Source organism: Variovorax sp. GW821-FHT09B05, assembly GCF_059418265.1.
Genome location: NZ_JBWKPN010000003.1, coordinates 120,309 through 135,233, shown reverse-complemented (window position 1 = coordinate 135,233; position 14,925 = coordinate 120,309). Strand labels below are relative to the sequence as shown.

14 protein-coding genes are annotated in these 14,925 nt (G+C 71.0%); 9 read left to right on the top strand and 5 right to left on the bottom strand.

Annotated features, from left to right (window positions below):
• Positions 1-61: 61 nt before the first annotated feature.
• The 5 genes from AC07RM_RS09035 to AC07RM_RS09015 all read right to left on the bottom strand — a co-directional run bounded on the left by AC07RM_RS09035 (position 62) and on the right by AC07RM_RS09015 (position 6,044).
• Positions 62-784 carry a response regulator gene (locus AC07RM_RS09035; protein ID WP_093344026.1) on the bottom strand — a complete coding sequence of 241 codons (723 nt, stop codon included), beginning with the start codon at positions 782-784 and terminating at the stop codon, positions 62-64.
• Between the two features lie 66 nt (positions 785-850).
• Positions 851-2,500, bottom strand: a complete 1,650-nt coding sequence (locus tag AC07RM_RS09030) for an NAD(P)/FAD-dependent oxidoreductase (RefSeq protein WP_495334241.1) — start codon at positions 2,498-2,500, stop codon at positions 851-853.
• Between the two features lie 13 nt (positions 2,501-2,513).
• Positions 2,514-3,335, bottom strand: a complete 822-nt coding sequence (locus tag AC07RM_RS09025) for a beta-ketoacyl synthase chain length factor (protein WP_296774613.1) — start codon at positions 3,333-3,335, stop codon at positions 2,514-2,516.
• Positions 3,332-4,537, bottom strand: coding sequence for a beta-ketoacyl-[acyl-carrier-protein] synthase family protein (locus AC07RM_RS09020; protein ID WP_495334240.1), 1,206 nt, complete (start codon positions 4,535-4,537; stop codon positions 3,332-3,334). Before AC07RM_RS09020 ends, AC07RM_RS09025 begins: the two co-directional genes overlap by 4 nt.
• 127 nt (positions 4,538-4,664) lie before the next feature.
• Positions 4,665-6,044 carry an AmpG family muropeptide MFS transporter gene (locus AC07RM_RS09015; RefSeq protein ID WP_495334239.1) on the bottom strand — a complete coding sequence of 460 codons (1,380 nt, stop codon included), beginning with the start codon at positions 6,042-6,044 and terminating at the stop codon, positions 4,665-4,667.
• Positions 6,045-6,133: 89 nt separating this feature from the next.
• On the opposite strand from AC07RM_RS09015, the gene AC07RM_RS09010 reads away from it, so the two are divergent.
• The 9 genes from AC07RM_RS09010 (at position 6,134) to AC07RM_RS08970 (ending at position 14,870) form a co-directional block, all read left to right on the top strand.
• Complete coding sequence (locus AC07RM_RS09010) at positions 6,134-6,988, top strand: M48 family metallopeptidase (RefSeq protein ID WP_495334238.1); 855 nt, start codon at positions 6,134-6,136, stop codon at positions 6,986-6,988.
• Between the two features lie 236 nt (positions 6,989-7,224).
• A complete protein-coding gene (atzF, locus tag AC07RM_RS09005) occupies positions 7,225-8,940 on the top strand; it encodes an allophanate hydrolase (RefSeq protein ID WP_495334237.1) in 1,716 nt (571 codons plus the stop codon).
• A gap of 38 nt (positions 8,941-8,978) precedes the next feature.
• Complete coding sequence (locus tag AC07RM_RS09000; RefSeq protein ID WP_495334236.1) at positions 8,979-9,980, top strand: ABC transporter substrate-binding protein; 1,002 nt, start codon at positions 8,979-8,981, stop codon at positions 9,978-9,980.
• A 4-nt stretch (positions 9,981-9,984) separates the two neighbouring features.
• Positions 9,985-10,812, top strand: a complete 828-nt coding sequence (locus AC07RM_RS08995; protein ID WP_495334235.1) for an ABC transporter permease — start codon at positions 9,985-9,987, stop codon at positions 10,810-10,812.
• The gene (locus tag AC07RM_RS08990) at positions 10,809-11,642 is read left to right on the top strand and encodes an ABC transporter ATP-binding protein (protein WP_203203762.1); all 834 of its coding nucleotides are present in this window, start codon (positions 10,809-10,811) and stop codon (positions 11,640-11,642) included. The genes AC07RM_RS08995 and AC07RM_RS08990 overlap by 4 nt, the downstream gene beginning before the upstream one ends.
• A gap of 14 nt (positions 11,643-11,656) precedes the next feature.
• The gene (locus AC07RM_RS08985) at positions 11,657-11,872 is read left to right on the top strand and encodes a DUF4089 domain-containing protein (protein WP_203203763.1); all 216 of its coding nucleotides are present in this window, start codon (positions 11,657-11,659) and stop codon (positions 11,870-11,872) included.
• On the top strand, positions 11,869-13,296 hold the full coding sequence (locus AC07RM_RS08980; protein WP_495334234.1) for an AtzE family amidohydrolase: 1,428 nt from the start codon (positions 11,869-11,871) through the stop codon (positions 13,294-13,296). The genes AC07RM_RS08985 and AC07RM_RS08980 overlap by 4 nt, the downstream gene beginning before the upstream one ends.
• 23 nt (positions 13,297-13,319) lie before the next feature.
• Complete coding sequence (hpxZ, locus tag AC07RM_RS08975; RefSeq protein ID WP_495318556.1) at positions 13,320-13,706, top strand: oxalurate catabolism protein HpxZ; 387 nt, start codon at positions 13,320-13,322, stop codon at positions 13,704-13,706.
• A 45-nt stretch (positions 13,707-13,751) separates the two neighbouring features.
• On the top strand, positions 13,752-14,870 hold the full coding sequence (locus AC07RM_RS08970; protein ID WP_208508764.1) for a BMP family ABC transporter substrate-binding protein: 1,119 nt from the start codon (positions 13,752-13,754) through the stop codon (positions 14,868-14,870).
• Positions 14,871-14,925 lie beyond the last annotated feature (55 nt).

The window sequence follows — 14,925 nt, the reverse complement described above, 5'->3', positions numbered from 1 at the left end:
GGGGCCGGCCGCTTTTTCTGGAGAGGTGCCACGAGCGGGACGGAAATCATCCGTCGGCCGTTCAGTCCTGCTGCTTGGCGAACACGTAGCCCACGCCGCGGACCGTGAGGATGCGCTTGGGATTCTTCGCGTCGACCTCGATCGCCGCGCGGATGCGGCCCATGTGCACGTCGATCGAGCGGTCGAAGGCCTCGAGCTCGCGGCCGCGCACGGCTTCCATGATCTGGTCGCGCGTGAGCACCCGGCCCGCGCGCTCGGCCATCGCGACCAGCAGGTCGAACTGGTAGGAGGTGAGGTCGGCCACCTGGCCGGCCACCGAGACGGTGCGCGCGTTGCGGTCGATCTCGAGCGTGCCGAAACGCATCATCGACGCCGCCTCGGCCTCGGTGCTGCTCTCGCCGCGGCGGCGCAGCACGGCGCGGATGCGCGCCAGCAGCTCGCGCGGCTCGAAGGGCTTGGGCAGGTAGTCGTCGGCGCCGATCTCCAGGCCGATGATGCGGTCCATCGGGTCGCCCTTGGCGGTCAGCATCAGCACCGACACCTTGGAGATCGCGCCCGGCAGCGCGCGGATGCGGCGGCAGACCTCGAGGCCGTCGGTGTCGGGCAGCATCAGGTCGAGGATGACGAGGTCGGGCGCGTGCTGCTGCAGCTGCTCGAGGCCGCTGGCGCCGTCGCCGGCATGGTTGAAGCCGAAGCCCGACTGGGTGAGGTATTCGCCGACCATCTGCGCCAGGCGCTGGTCGTCTTCGATCATCAGGAGTTGGGGGGTGCTCATGCGCTTCATGGTGTTCCACCGGGAGCAAGCTGGCTTGAACGCTCCGTAAAGTTGGGTAAACCTGGTGCCGCGGTGTCAACCGGCCGGCACTGCGAAAAGCATAGCGCCGTCGTCCTGCGGGGCCGCCGAAAGCCGCTGGGCGCCGCGGTATTCGGGCTGCGCGAGCAGGGCCTCGAGCGCGGCGGCCTCGAGCGCCGGGTCGCAGTCGCGCGCCCGCGCCAGGATCTCGCCGGCCAGCCGGCGCAGCTGCGCGGTCGAGGCCCGGATGCGCGCCTTGAAGGCCGCGTCGTCGAGCCGGTCGTTGAGGCTGCGGTTGAGCTCGGCGAACCACGGCATCGCGGCCTGGTCGAGCATCGCCGCGCGGTTGCGCTTCTCGCTCGCGCCCGACCAGGCGCGCAGCAGCGCCTGCACCGCGATGTTGAGGCGCTGGCAATGCTGCAGCTCGTCGCGCACGGCGCCCAGCAGTGCCAGGTCGGTGAGCCGGCCCTGGAAGAAGATCTGCGACAGCACGCCCCAGTAGTAGGCGTAGTCCCAGATCACCTTCACCGGCAGCACCTCGGGATCGCCGAACAGCGGGTACTGGTCCTGGTAGAGCGCCAGCGTGCTCTCGTAGAACGAGTGGTAGATCTGGTCGTAGAGCTGCGCGCGCGCCTCGATCGAGCGGCCGCGCCGGTCGTGCGCGATCAGGTCGGTGATGTAGGTGTTGCCGATCGCGATGAAGTCGCTGCCCGGCGAATAGAAGGGGTCGAGGAACAGGCCGGCCTCGCCGGTCAGCGCCCAGCGCCGGTCCGAGAACACCTGCTTGCAGCCGTACGAGAAGTGGCGCAGGAACGCGAAGTCCTGCAGCAGGTGGCGCTTGCCGTCGAGCGCCTCGAACAGTCGCGGCTGGTAGGTCGCGAACCAGTCCATCGCCTTGTCGAAGGTGTCGATGGTGGCCAGCGGATGCAGCTTCTGGTCGGCCACGATGCCCACCGAGTGCGAGCCCGAGGCCAGCGGGATCAGCCACACCCAGTAGCCCGCGCCCACCAGGTGGTTGGTCGAGAGCCAGCGCGCCTGCGGGTCGCAGCGCGCGCGCCAGGCCTCGTCGTCGCTCCAGTGATCGATGGTGATGCGCTCGCCGATGCGGAACCACACGGCGTTCACGTCGTGGTCGTTGGGCTGCGCCAGCCCCAGCTTGCGCTTGAGCAGGCCGGCGCGCCCGCAGGCGTCGATCAGCCAGCGCGCCTCGGTGTCGCGGGTTTCGCCGCCCTGGGTCCATTGCAGCCGGTGGTGGGTGGCGCCGTCCTCGGCCAGTTCGATGCGGCGCACGAAGGCGTCGTCGGCGAAGTGCACGCCGTGGCGCGCGGCCTCCTGCGCGAGGTAGTTCTCGAGGATGCCGCGGTCGATCTGGTAGCTGGGCACCGACAGGTAGCGGCTGGCGCCGATCTCGGTCACGCCGTCGATGTCGCGCCGGCCCTCGCTGAAGAAGAAGCGGAAGCCGAACTTGCGCAGCTGCGCGTTCTCGAAGTGCGGCTTCAGGCCCAGCACGGTGTCGAAGTAGTGGGCGCCGATCTCGACCGACGATTCGCCCACCTTGTGCGCCGCATGCGGCACCGGGTGCGCGCGGCGCTCGAGCACCAGCACCGAGAGGTCGTCGAAGCGCTGGCGCAGCTGCAGCGCGAGCGTGAGCCCTGCCAGACCGCCACCCATGATCACTGCGTCGTAACGAGGGGCGGTCGGCTTCATTCGGGGTTTTCCGTCAATGCCCGCCGGGCCGCAGCAGCAGTCTCAGCGAGAGGGTGGGGGACAGTGGCAGCGTCACCGGCGCATCGGTGCGGCCGTCGAGCCGCGCCAGCGCCTCGAACAGGCCGAGCGCCTGCGCCATCGGGTTGACCTGCGCGAGCGTTTTCGCTGCCTCGGAGGTGGGCGCCGTGCCGGCCGCGCCGTCGCTGGCCAGCGACCAGTCGAGCGCCGCCACCGTGCGTTCGGTGGGCTCGGGCGCCAGCACCAGCGCCAGCGCGAGCTGGCCCTGGCTGCCCGTCACGGCCGCCAGCGGGCCGGAGGCGGGCGCGTCGTAGCCCACCAGCAGCACCGCCTCGCGGTCGGCCGCGCACTGCGCCGCGGCCTCGAGCAGGGCCGCGCCGAAACTGCTGTCGTAGGCCGAGATCGAATTGCTCGCGGCCATGCAGCCGGTGCCGATGGTCCAGTAGCCCACGGCGGCGTTGTGCACCGAGTTGTGGAAGCGCGTGGGCGACAGCACCGAGGGATCGGTGGCGAGCGTGCTGCACATGTAGTCGTTGATCGACAGGTCGCCGTGCGCCGAGACGAACACGCAGGGCAGGTCGGCGGCCTGCCGGCCCGAGCCGGCGATGGCGGCGGCCGCCACCTCGAGCGCCAGCGCCACGGTGTCGGGCGCGCGGCGGCGCTCGGCCGGGGCCAGCACCTGCGGCGCCGGGCGCTTCGCGGGCGGATCGGTGAGCGCGCCCTCGCCGCGGAAGGCCGCGCGCGCGGCCTCCCAGCCGGGCAGGGTGGGGGCCCAGAAGGCCGGGCCCTCGATGTAGATCGTCGGTGTGGTGCTCATGCGCCCATCGCCTTGCCGAACACCAGCGCGCAGTTGTTGCCGCCGAAGCCGAAGGAATTGGAGAGCGCGTAGCGCACCTCGCCGTGCGCCGGCGCGAGCCGGATCTGCGGGCCGAAGCCCGGGTCCAGCGCGGCCGAGTTGACCGTGCCCGGCATCAGGCCGCGCTCGATCGCCAGCAGGCTGATCACCGCCTCGACGATGCCCGCGGCGCCCAGCGTGTGGCCCGTGAAGCCCTTGGTCGAGCTCGCATGCGTGCGCGCCGGGAAGCGGCGCGCCACCAGCGCGCCCTCGACCTCGTCGTTCTTCTGGCTCGCGGTGCCGTGCATGTTGATGTAGTCGATCGCCTCGGGCGCGAGGCCGGCGCGCGCCAGCGCCTCGTCGAGCGCGCGCTCGGCGCCCAGGCCCTCGGGATGCGGCGTCGACATGTGGTGCGCGTCGCTGGCCTCGCCGTAGCCCAGCAGTTGCAGCCCGGTGGCGGAAGCGGCGTCGGCGCGCTCGAGCAGCGCGAAGCCCGCGGCCTCGCCCAGGCTGATGCCGTCGCGGTCCGGATCGAAGGGCCGGCACGGCCCGCCGGACACCAGCTCGAGCGAGTTGAAGCCGAACAGCACGCTGCCGCACAGCGTGTCGACGCCGCCGACCACGGCCGCGTCGACCAGGCCCAGGCGGATCAGCCGCTCGGCCGAGGCGAACACCTTGGCGCTCGACGAGCAGGCGGTGGAGATGGTCTCGCTCGGCCCTTCGAGGCCCAGCACTTCCTGCACGAACATCGCGAGCGAATGCGGCGTGTGCACCGCCGGGCGGCGCTGCGCGGGCGGGAAATGGCCGTCGGCGTCGAGCTGGGTGTAGGCCAGCTCGGTCTCGCCGATGCTCGAGGTCGAGGTGCCGAGGATCAGCGCGATGCGCGCCGCGCCATGGCGCCGGCGCGCCGCGGCCACCGCCTCGAGGAAGCCGTCGGCCTGCAGGCCGAGCCAGGCCAGCCGGTTGTTGCGGCAGTCCCAGCGCGCGAAGGCCTCGGGCAGGCGGATCTCTTCGAGGCCGTCGACGCGGCCGATCCAGGTCGGCAGCGGCGCGGGGCCGAAGTCGTTGGCGCGCAGGCCGCTGCGCGAATGCTCGAGCGCTTCGGCAAGCGGCTCCTTGCCGACGCCGACGGCCGAGGTGGCCGTGTAGGCGCTGATCTGGAGGGGGGGAATGCGGGCGGGCACGGTGTGGGCGTGGCTGGGCGGTGACGCGGTTGGAGGAGTAGTTCTTGTGGTCGGGTCTGGGGAAAGCAGCGCAAAGCCTACCAGTTGCGGGGGTGGGGCCGTGTCGGCGGTTTCCTATGGGGCCGGGTCAGGATTTCCCGCTGTCCGGACTCGCCGCCAGCGTGCGCGAGGCCAGCGCCACCAGCACCAGCACCGGCACGCCGAGCAGGGCGGTCGCATAGAAGAAGGTGCTGTAGCCGTAGGCGTCGACGAACACGCCCGAGTAGCCGGCGATGAACTTCGGCAGCAGCAGCATCAGCGAGCTGAACAGCGCGTACTGCGTGGCCGAGTAGCTGATGTTGGTGAGGCTCGAGAGGTAGGCGATGAAGGCCGCCGAGGCGATGCCGCCCGCGAGGTTGTCGGCCGAGACCACGGCGATCAGCGCCGTCAGGTCGTGGCCGCGCGAGGCCAGCCAGGCGAACAGCAGGTTGCTCGCCGCGCTGAGCACCGCGCCCAGCATCAGCACCCGCATCACGCCCAGGCGCATCGACAGCACGCCGCCGACGAAGGCGCCCACCAGCGTCATGACCACGCCGTAGATCTTGCTGACCGTGGCCACCTCGTCCTTGGTGAAGCCCATGTCGACGTAGAAGGGGTTGGCCATGATGCCCATCACCACGTCGCTGATGCGGTAGATCGCGATCAGCGACAGGATCAGCACCGCCTGCCACTTGTAGCGGCGGATGAAGTCGGCGAAGGGCTCGACCAGCACGTCGCGCAGCCATTCGGCGGCATTGCGCGGCGCCGACAGCGAGCGCTTTGCGGGCTCGGGCGACAGCAGCACCGTGAGCACGCCCACGAACATGGAGCCGGCCATCACGAGGTAGGCCGTCTTCCAGGCGCCGTTCTGGTAGGCTGCGCCGGCCGCCGCGCCCGCCGCTGCCGCGGCCGGCGCGACCTCGGCCCAGGCCGCCACCCACAGCACCCCGGCTCCGGCCCAGATCATCGCGAGCCGGTAGCCCGTCTGGTAGGCCGCGGCCAGCGCCGCCTGCTTGCGGGTTTCGGCCGACTCGATGCGGAAGGCGTCGAGCGCGATGTCCTGCGTGGCCGAGCCGAAGGCCACCAGCAGCGCGCACCAGATCATCGGCATGAGCCCCTGGCGCGGATCGTTGACCGCCATGCCGACCAGCCCCGCGATCACCATCCCCTGCGCGAGCAGCAGCCAGCCGCGCCGGCGCCCGAGCAGCGTGGTCAGCGGCGGCAGCGGCAGCCGGTCGACCAGCGGCGCCCAGACCCATTTGAAGCCGTAGGCCAGGCCGACCCAGCTCAGGTAGCCGATGGTGGCGCGGTCGATGCCGGCCTCGCGCAGCCGGAAGCTCAGCGTGCCCAGCACCAGCAGCAGCGGCAGCCCGGCCGAGAAGCCCAGCGCCAGCATGCGCAGGGTGGCGGGTTCGAGGTAGACCTTCAGGGCGTCGCGCCAGGGCGGCGAACCGGCGGCGGTGGATTCGGCGGGCGGGACGGAAGACATGTGGGGGCGATTGTCCATGAGCGCCGCGCCTGTCGGCCGCCGGGTCATCCACCAAGGCGTCTTCATTTGTTCCTATCATCCGGCCCCATATGTGCACACGCTGCGATCGCTCCGTTCCAATCGGCTCCCCCGCTTCCCCCTGGCAGCCGCGGCGGGCCTTTCTACTGGCCGCGGCCGGCGCGGCATTGAGCGGGCCGGCACTCGCGCAGGTCGACGTCGGCAATGCCTCGGTGGCGCGCAACCTCGTGCCGGCCGACCGCATCGAGGCCGCGGGCGGCCAGCAGTACGGCGAGCTGCTGCAGCAGGCGCGCGCCAAGAACGCGCTCGCGGGCGACGGCAATCCGCAGCTGCAGCGGCTGCGCGCCATCGCCAACCGGCTGATCCCCTTCGCCACGCCCTGGAACAGCCGGGCGCGGCAATGGAAGTGGGAGGTCAACCTGATCGGCAGCAAGCAGATCAACGCCTTCTGCCTGCCGGGCGGCAAGATCGCCTTCTTCACCGGCATCCTCGACCAGCTCAAGCTCACCGACGACGAGGTCGCGATGGTGATGGGCCACGAGATGGCCCATGCGCTGCGCGAGCATGCGCGCGCCCGCATGGCCAAGAGCGCGGGCACCGGCGCCGCGCTCTCGATCGGTGCGCAGCTGCTCGGCCTGGGGCAGGTCGGCGACCTCGCCGCGCGCGCGGGCACCCAGCTGCTCACGCTCAAGTTCAGCCGCGGCGACGAGACCGAGGCCGACCTCGTCGGCCTGGAACTCGCGGCGCGCGCCGGCTACGACCCGAAGGCCTCGGTGTCGCTGTGGAACAAGATGGCCACGGCCTCGAAGAACCAGGGCGGGCTGAGCTTCCTCTCCACCCACCCGAGCGGGCCGGACCGGATCGCGAAGCTGCAGGCGAATCTGCCGAAGGTGGAGAACCTGTACCGGGACGCGAAAAAGAGCTGAGAGCCCTGTCTTCCTCCTTCCCCCGCTGGGGGAAGGCCGGGATGGGGGCTCCGGGCGGTGGATGCGGTCTGCGCTGTTGCAAGGCCCGGTGCCCCCACCCCAACCCTCCCCCAGCGGGGGAGGGAGCCACACACATAGATAGCTGAGCGACTGACGCCGCAGGCGCCCATCAGCGGCCCGCGCGCGCTGGCACGCTGCTTGCATCTCGACTTGTACACAAGTTTGGATGCCTGATCATGGTGCATGACGAGAAAGACCCGGCCGCCGCGGCGTGGATCCTGCGTTTCGCGCAGCCGCTGACGCGCGAGAACGACGATACGCACGAAGCCACGCCCGCTTCCGCCCCCGCCCCGCTCGCGGGCCTGCGCTTCGCCGTCAAGGACAACATCGACGTCGCCGGCGTGCCCACCACCGCCGCCTGCCCGGCCTTCGACCGCCTGCCGGCCGCCCATGCGGCCGTGGTGCAGCGGCTGCTCGACGCCGGTGCGTCGCTGCTCGGCAAGACCAACCTCGACCAGTTCGCCTGCGGCCTCAATGGCACACGCTCGCCCTATGGCGAGGTCGGCAATGCCTTCGATGCACGCTATGTCTCGGGCGGCTCGAGCTCGGGCTCGGCGCGCGTGGTCGCCACCGGCGAGGCCGACTTCGCGCTCGGCACCGACACGGCCGGCTCGGGCCGCGTGCCCGCGGGCCTCAACAACATCGTCGGCCTCAAGCCCTCGCGCGGGCTGCTGAGCACCGCCGGCGTGGTGCCGGCTGCGCAGAGCGTCGACTGCGTCTCGATCTTCGCGCGCACCGTCGCGCTCGCGGTCGAGGTGCTGCAGGCCGCGCTCGGCTTCGATGCGCGCGATCCCTATTCGCGCGACATCGCGCTCGATGCCAAGCCCTTCCCCGCCGCCTTCCGCTTCGGCGTGCCCGACCGCCTCGCCTTCTTCGGCGACACGCTCGCCGAGGCCGCCTTCGCCGATGCGCGCCGGCGCCTCGAGGCGCTGGGCGGCACCGCCATCACCGTGCCCTTCGCGCCGCTGGCCGAGGCCGCCGCGCTGCTCTACGACAGCGCGCTGGTGGCCGAGCGCTATGCCGCGGTGCGCGCCTTCTTCGACCGCCACGAGGCCGAGGTGGTCGAGCCCGTGCGCGGCATCCTCGCGCAGGGCCGTGGCTACAACGCCGCCGACGTGTTCGAGGCCCAGACCCGGCTGCGCGCGCTCGCGCAGCAGGCCGAGCCGATGTGGCGCGACATCGATGTGCTGCTGGTGCCCACCGCGCCCACGCACTACACGCGCGACGCGATGCGCGCCGACCCGGTGGCGCTCAACCGCAATCTCGGCGCCTACACCAACTTCGTCAACCTGCTCGACTACGCCGCGCTCTCGGTGCCCAGCAGCCTGCGGCCCGACGGCCTGCCCTTCGGCATCACGCTGATCGGCCGCTGCGGCAGCGACCTCGCGCTGGCCGAGCTGGGCCAGCGCTACCACCATGCCACCGGCCTCGCGCAGGGCGCGACCGGCGAGCCGCTGCCCGCGCCGCGGCCGATCCGTGGCCTCGCACCAGTGCCGGCCGCGACGCTGCCGATCGCGGTGGTCGGCGCGCACCTCAGCGGCATGCCGCTCAACGGCCAGCTCACCGAGCGCGGTGCCGTGCTGCGCGAGGCCATCCAGACCGCGCCGCGCTACCGCCTGTACGCGCTGCCCGGCACCGTGCCGCCCAAGCCCGGCCTGCAGCGCAGCGCCGAGGGCGGCGCCGCGATCGCGCTCGAGGTGTGGGACCTGCCGCTGGCCGAGGTCGGCGGCTTCCTCGCGCTGATCCCCGCGCCGCTGGGCCTGGGCAGCGTCGAACTGGCCGACGGCCGCTGGGTGCACGGCTTCATCTGCGAGGGCCATGCGCTGGCCGGCGCCGAAGAGGTCACGCGCCATGGCGGCTGGCGCGCCTACCTCGCGAGCCGCGCCGCCTGAATCCCTGTTGTCTTCGAACCCAGACCGAGGAGTCTTCCATGTCCATCTCCGACCTTCCTTCCACCGCCTCGCGCCGGCAGTTGCTGCAGGCCGGCGCCGCCGGCCTCGCGGTGCTCGCCGCGCCGGCGATCGTGCGCGCCCAGGCGGCACCGAAGATCCGCGTCGGCTTCTGGCCGGTGGCCGCGGGCCTGCCCTTCTTCGCGGCGGTCGAGCGCGGCTTCTTCAAGGACGCGGGGCTCGACGTGGAACCGCAGAAGTTCGCGGGCGCGCAGCAGGTGATGGAAGCCATGCTCGCGGGCCGCTGCGACGGCAGCGCCAACGGCACCGGCTCGGCCAACCTCGCGATCGGCGAGATCGCGCAGCCGGGCCTGTTCAAGATCTTCTGCACCAACCCGAGCAACGCGAAGTTCGTGCTCGACGAGTTCATCGTCGCCAAGGACAGCCCGATCAAGGCCATGGCCGAGCTCGCGGGCAAGAAGGTGGCCTCGGGTCCGGGCATCCAGAACGTCACGCTGTGCAAGACCATGCTCGAGCGCGCGGGCGCCAAGGGCGTGTCGGTCAGCGAGCTGCCGATCGGCCAGCACGTGGCCGCGCTGGTGGCGGGGCAGGTCGATGCCTGCTACACGCTCGAGCCCACCGGCACCGTGGGCCGCATGAACGGCACCACGCGCGTGCTCGAGGCCGGCGTGGTCGCGCGCTACATCCTCGGCGACCCGATGGCGCCGTGGCACGGCGGCGCCGCCAGCCTCACGACCGAGTTCCTCAAGAAGAACCCCGACGCCGCCAAGAAGTACATCGCCGCCTATGCGCGCGGCGTGGAACTGGTGCGCGGCCAGCCCGACGAGGCGCGCCAGTACATGAAGGGCTACACCGCCATCGAGGGCAAGCTCACGGCCGAGGTGCCGCTGGCCTCGTACATGCTCTACAACGAGTTCAAGCCCAGCGACGTCGCCTACTTCCAGAAGTTCTACGACCTGTTCACCGAGAAGGGGATCTTCGAGAAGAAGGTCCTGGTGGACGGCCTGCTCTACAAGGCCTGACGCCATGGCCGACAGCAGCACCACCGCTTCGCCCTGGGCGCCGCCCGCGGGCAACGCCGCCTCCGCGGCACCGAAGGCGCCCGCCTGGGAGCGCTGGCTGCCGGCCATCGGGCCGGTCGTCCTGTTCATCGTCTGGGACCTGGTGGTGCGGCTCGGCTTCATCAAGCCGATCCTGCTGCCTTCGCCGGCCGACACCGTGGCCGCGCTCATCACCGGCCTGGCCGGCGGGCCGCTGCTGCTCGACTTCGCCGTCACCGTGTGGCGCACCGTGCAGGCCTTCGCGATCGCCGCCGTCGTCGGCATGCCGCTGGGCGTGCTGCTGGGCAGCAACGAGCGCGCCTACCGCAGCGTCGAGTTCCTGATCGACTTCTTCCGCTCCACGCCCTCGTCGGCGCTGATCCCGCTGTTCCTGTTGATCTTCGGCGTGTCCGACATCAACAAGGTGGCGATCGCGGCCTTCGGCGCGCTGCTGATCGTGGTGTTCAACAGCGCCTACGGCGTGATCAACGCGCGCAAGCAGCGCGTGATGGCGGCGCGCGTGATGGGCGCCTCGCGCTGGCAGATCTTCAAGGACGTGCTGGTGTGGGAGAGCCTGCAGCCCAGCTTCGTGGGCCTGCGCTCGGCGGTCTCGATGGCGCTGGTGATCGTGATCGTGGCCGAGATGTTCATCGGCTCCGACAACGGCCTGGGCCACCGCATCATCGACGCGCAGCAGGTGCTCAACGTCAAGAGCATGTATGCCGCCATCCTCGCGGCCGGCGCGCTGGGCTACGTGCTCAACATCCTCTTCCTCGTGGCCGAGCGCCGCATCGTTCACTGGAGCGGCCGATGAAAGCCACGCCCGACATCGTCGTCAACGGCCCGGTGTATGCCGACGTGCCCAAGCCGGTGTTCAAGCCCGGCCCGGCGGGCACCCACATCACCATCCGCGGCCTCACCAAGTACTTCGCGGGCTGGCCGCTGTACGAGAACTTCGACCTCGACATCCCCAAGCACCGCATCGTCTCGGTGTTCGGGCCCAACGGCTGCGGCAAGTCCACGCTGATCAACATGATCGCGGGGCTGATCCCCATCGACAGCGGCGAGATCCTGTTCGACGGCAAGCAACGCAAGGACACCAAGATCGGCTACGTGTTCCAGAACTACCGCGAGGCGATGTTCCCGTGGATGCGCACCATCGACAACATCGCCTATCCGCTGAAGCTGGAAGGCCGCAGCAAGGCCGAGGTCGATCGCCGCATGGAGGAGCTGGTCGCTTCCTTCGACGTCAAGTTCGACCTCAAGCGCTTTCCCTACGAGCTCTCGGGCGGCCAGCAGCAGACGGCGTCGATCATGCGCGCGCTCGCGCCGAACCCCGAGGTGCTGTTCCTCGACGAGCCCTTCTCGGCGCTCGACTTCGAGATGACCCTGTTCATCCGCGAGAAGCTGCAGGAGGTGTTCATGCAGACCGGCACCACCATGCTGCTGGTCTCGCACGACCTCGAGGAGGCGGTGTACCTGGCCGACGAGGTGCTGCTGCTGACCAAGCGCCCGACCAAGGTGGCCGAGATCCTGCGCTACGGCGATGCGCGCCCGCGCACGGTCGAGACCCTGAGCACCGAGAGCTTCGTCGCGATGAAGAAGCTCAGCCTCGACATCTTCCAGCGCGAAGTGCGCCGTTGAGAGGAGACGACGCCATGACGCCCGAACAGATCGAACGCCACGTCGACGCGGCCGCGGCCGCGCTCGGCCTCCCGCTCTCGCCCGCCCACCGCGAGGGCGTGCTGCGCTACTTCGCGCTCGCGGCCGGCTTCGCGGCCACCGTCGAGGCGGTGCCACTGTCGGTGCACGACGAGGCCGCGGTGCAGTTCGTGCCCGTGGCACCGGCTTCGCCCTCGGAGGCCGGCCGATGAACGCCGCCAGCCTGATCGCCAGCGACGCAAGCGCCATGGCCGAGGCGGTGCGCCGCGGCGAGGTCAGCGCCAGCGCGCTGGCCGAAGCCAGTCTCGCGCGCATCGAGGCCACCGACGGCCGCGTCAACGCCTTCACCGCCGTGCTGCGCGAACGCGCGCTGCGCCGCGCCGCGCAAGTCGATGCCTCGCTGGCTTCGGCCACGGCCGAGCGCACGCGCGAACTGCCGCTGCTCGGCGTGCCCTTCGCGGTCAAGAACCTGTTCGACATCGCGGGCATCGCCACGCTGGCCGGCTCGAAGATCGAACGCGAGGCCGCGCCCGCGAATGCCGACGCGCTGCTGGTGCGCCGGCTCGAGCGCGCGGGCGCGGTGCTGGTCGGCGCGCTCAACATGGACGAGTACGCCTACGGCTTCACCACCGAGAACAGCCACGAGGGCCCGACGCGCAATCCGCACGACCTCTCGTGCATCGCGGGCGGTTCCTCGGGCGGCTCGGGCGCGGCCGTGGCTGCGGGGCAGGTGGCGCTCACGCTGGGCTCGGACACCAACGGCTCGATCCGCGTGCCGGCTTCGCTGTGCGGCGTGTTCGGCCTCAAGCCCACCTTCGGCCGGCTGCCGCGCAGCGGCAGCTATCCCTTCGTCTCCAGCCTCGATCACCTCGGGCCCTTCGCGCGTTCGGCGCGCGATCTCGCGCTGGCCTACGACGCGATGCAGGGGCCGGAGGATCCCGCCGGGCGGCGCGACCCCGGCTGCACGCAGCGCGCGGTCGAACCGGTGGCGCCGCTGCTGGTGCGCGGCACGCAGGGCCTGCGCATCGGCGTGCTCGGCGGCTACTTCCGCGCCAATGCGGGCGCCGAGGCCAACGCCGCGGTCGACCGCGTGGCCGATGCGCTCGCCGCGCACGCCAGCGTCGAGCTGCCGCTGGTCGAGGCCGGCCGCGCGGCCGCCTTCCTGATCACCAACGCCGAAGGCGCGGCGCTGCACCTCGGCGACCTGCGCCGCCGCGCGCACGACTTCGAACCGCTGTCGCGCGACCGCTTCCTCGCGGGCGCGCTGCTGCCGGCCGCCTGGATCGCGCGCGCCCAGCGCGTGCGCCGCGCCTATGCCGAGGCGGTGGCGCGCGTGTTCGGCCGCTTCGACGTGCTGCTCGCGCCCGCCACGCCGAGCGCCGCCACGCCGGTGGGCGCCGAGCGCTTCGAGATCAACGGCCAGAGCCTGCCGGTGCGGCCCAACATGGGGCTGCTCACCCAGCCAATCTCGTGCATCGGCCTGCCGGTGTGCAGCGTGCCGGTGTGGGGCGCGCATGCGCGGCTGCCGATCGGCGTGCAGCTGATCGCCGCGCCCTGGCGCGAAGACCTCGCGCTGCGCGTGGCCGCGGCGCTCGAGGACGCGGGCGTGGCGCGCGCGCCCGTGGCCACCCTTTGACGACCGACGGACAACCCAGCTTCATGACCACTCCCGAGATCAACCTGCCCGACGTGCTCGCCGAAGTCGAGGCCGTGTTCGCGCGCTACGAGCACGCGCTGGTGAACAACGAGGTCGAGGTGCTCGACGAACTGTTCTGGGCCAGCCCGACCACGCTGCGCTACGGCGCGACCGAGAACCTCTACGGCTACGAGGCGATCCAGGCCTTCCGCGCATCGCGCCCCGCGCAGGGGCTCGCGCGCGAGCTGCTGCGCGTCGTCGTCACCACCTACGGCCGCGACTTCGCGACCGCCAACTGCGAGTTCCGCCGCGAAGGCAGCGAACGCACCGGCCGCCAGAGCCAGACCTGGATGCGCACGGACCAGGGCTGGCGCGTGGTCGCCGCGCACGTGAGCCTGCTCGGCGCCTGAGGCCCATTTCTTGCACCCCCACCTCCACCCTCCCGAAAGCACAGCATGACGAGCCAACCCAATCGCCGCGATTCCCTCAAGACCCTGGCCGCCCTCGGCGCGGCCGGCACCCTCGGTGCGCTGAGCCCCTTCGCTCGCGCGCAGGCCAAGCCGCTCACCGTCGGCGTGATCTACGTCGGCGCGCGCGACGACTACGGCTACAACCAGGCGCACGCGCAGGCCGCGGCCGAGATCAGGAAGCTGCCCGGCATCAAGCTGGTGGAAGAGGAGAACGTGCCCGAGACCGCGGCCGTGCAGAAGACCATGTCGGGCATGATCGCGCAGGACGGCGCCAAGCTGCTGTTCCCGACCTCCTTCGGCTACTTCGATCCGCACATCCTGGCCGTCGCGCCCAAGAACCCCGACGTGCGCTTCTCGCACTGCGGCGGCCTCTGGACCGAGGGCAAGCATCCGAAGAACGTCGGCAGCTTCTTCGGCTACATCGACGAGTGCCAGTTCCTCAACGGCGTGATCGCCGCCCACATGACGAAGAGCAACAAGATCGCTTTCGTCGCGGCCAAGCCGATCCCGCAGGTGCTGCGCAACATCAATGCCTTCACGCTCGGTGCGCGCTCGGTCAAGCCGAACATCACCTGCAGCGTGATCTTCACGGGTGACTGGTCGATGGCCGTGAAGGAGGCCGAGGCCACCAACAGCCTGGCCGACCAGGGCTGCGACGTGTTCACCATGCACGTGGACGGCCCCAAGGTGGTGGTCGAGACGGCCGCCAAGCGCGGCAAGATGGTCTGCGGCTACCACGCGAGCCAGGCCAAGCTCGCGCCGAACGCCTACCTCACGGGCGCCGAGTGGAACTGGCTCACCGCCTACAAGACCGCGATCGAGGCCGCGCAGACCGGCAAGCCGCATCCCAACTTCCTGCGCGGCGGCCTGAAGGAAGGCTACGTGAAGATGTCGGCCTACGGCCCGATGGTGCCGGACGCCGCGAAGAAGCAGGCCGACGACATCAAGGCGAAGATGATCGCGGGCAGCTTCGACATCTTCAAGGACGGCATCAAGGACAACAAGGGCGCGGTGGTGGTGCCCGCGGGCAAGGTGCTCAAGCAGACCGACCTCGAGCTCGAGAAGATGAACTACCTGGTCGAAGGCGTGCTCGGCTCGGTCTAGCAATGTTGGCCCCCCGGCTTGCCACTGCGTGTGCTTCGCCACCCCCCGAGGGGGA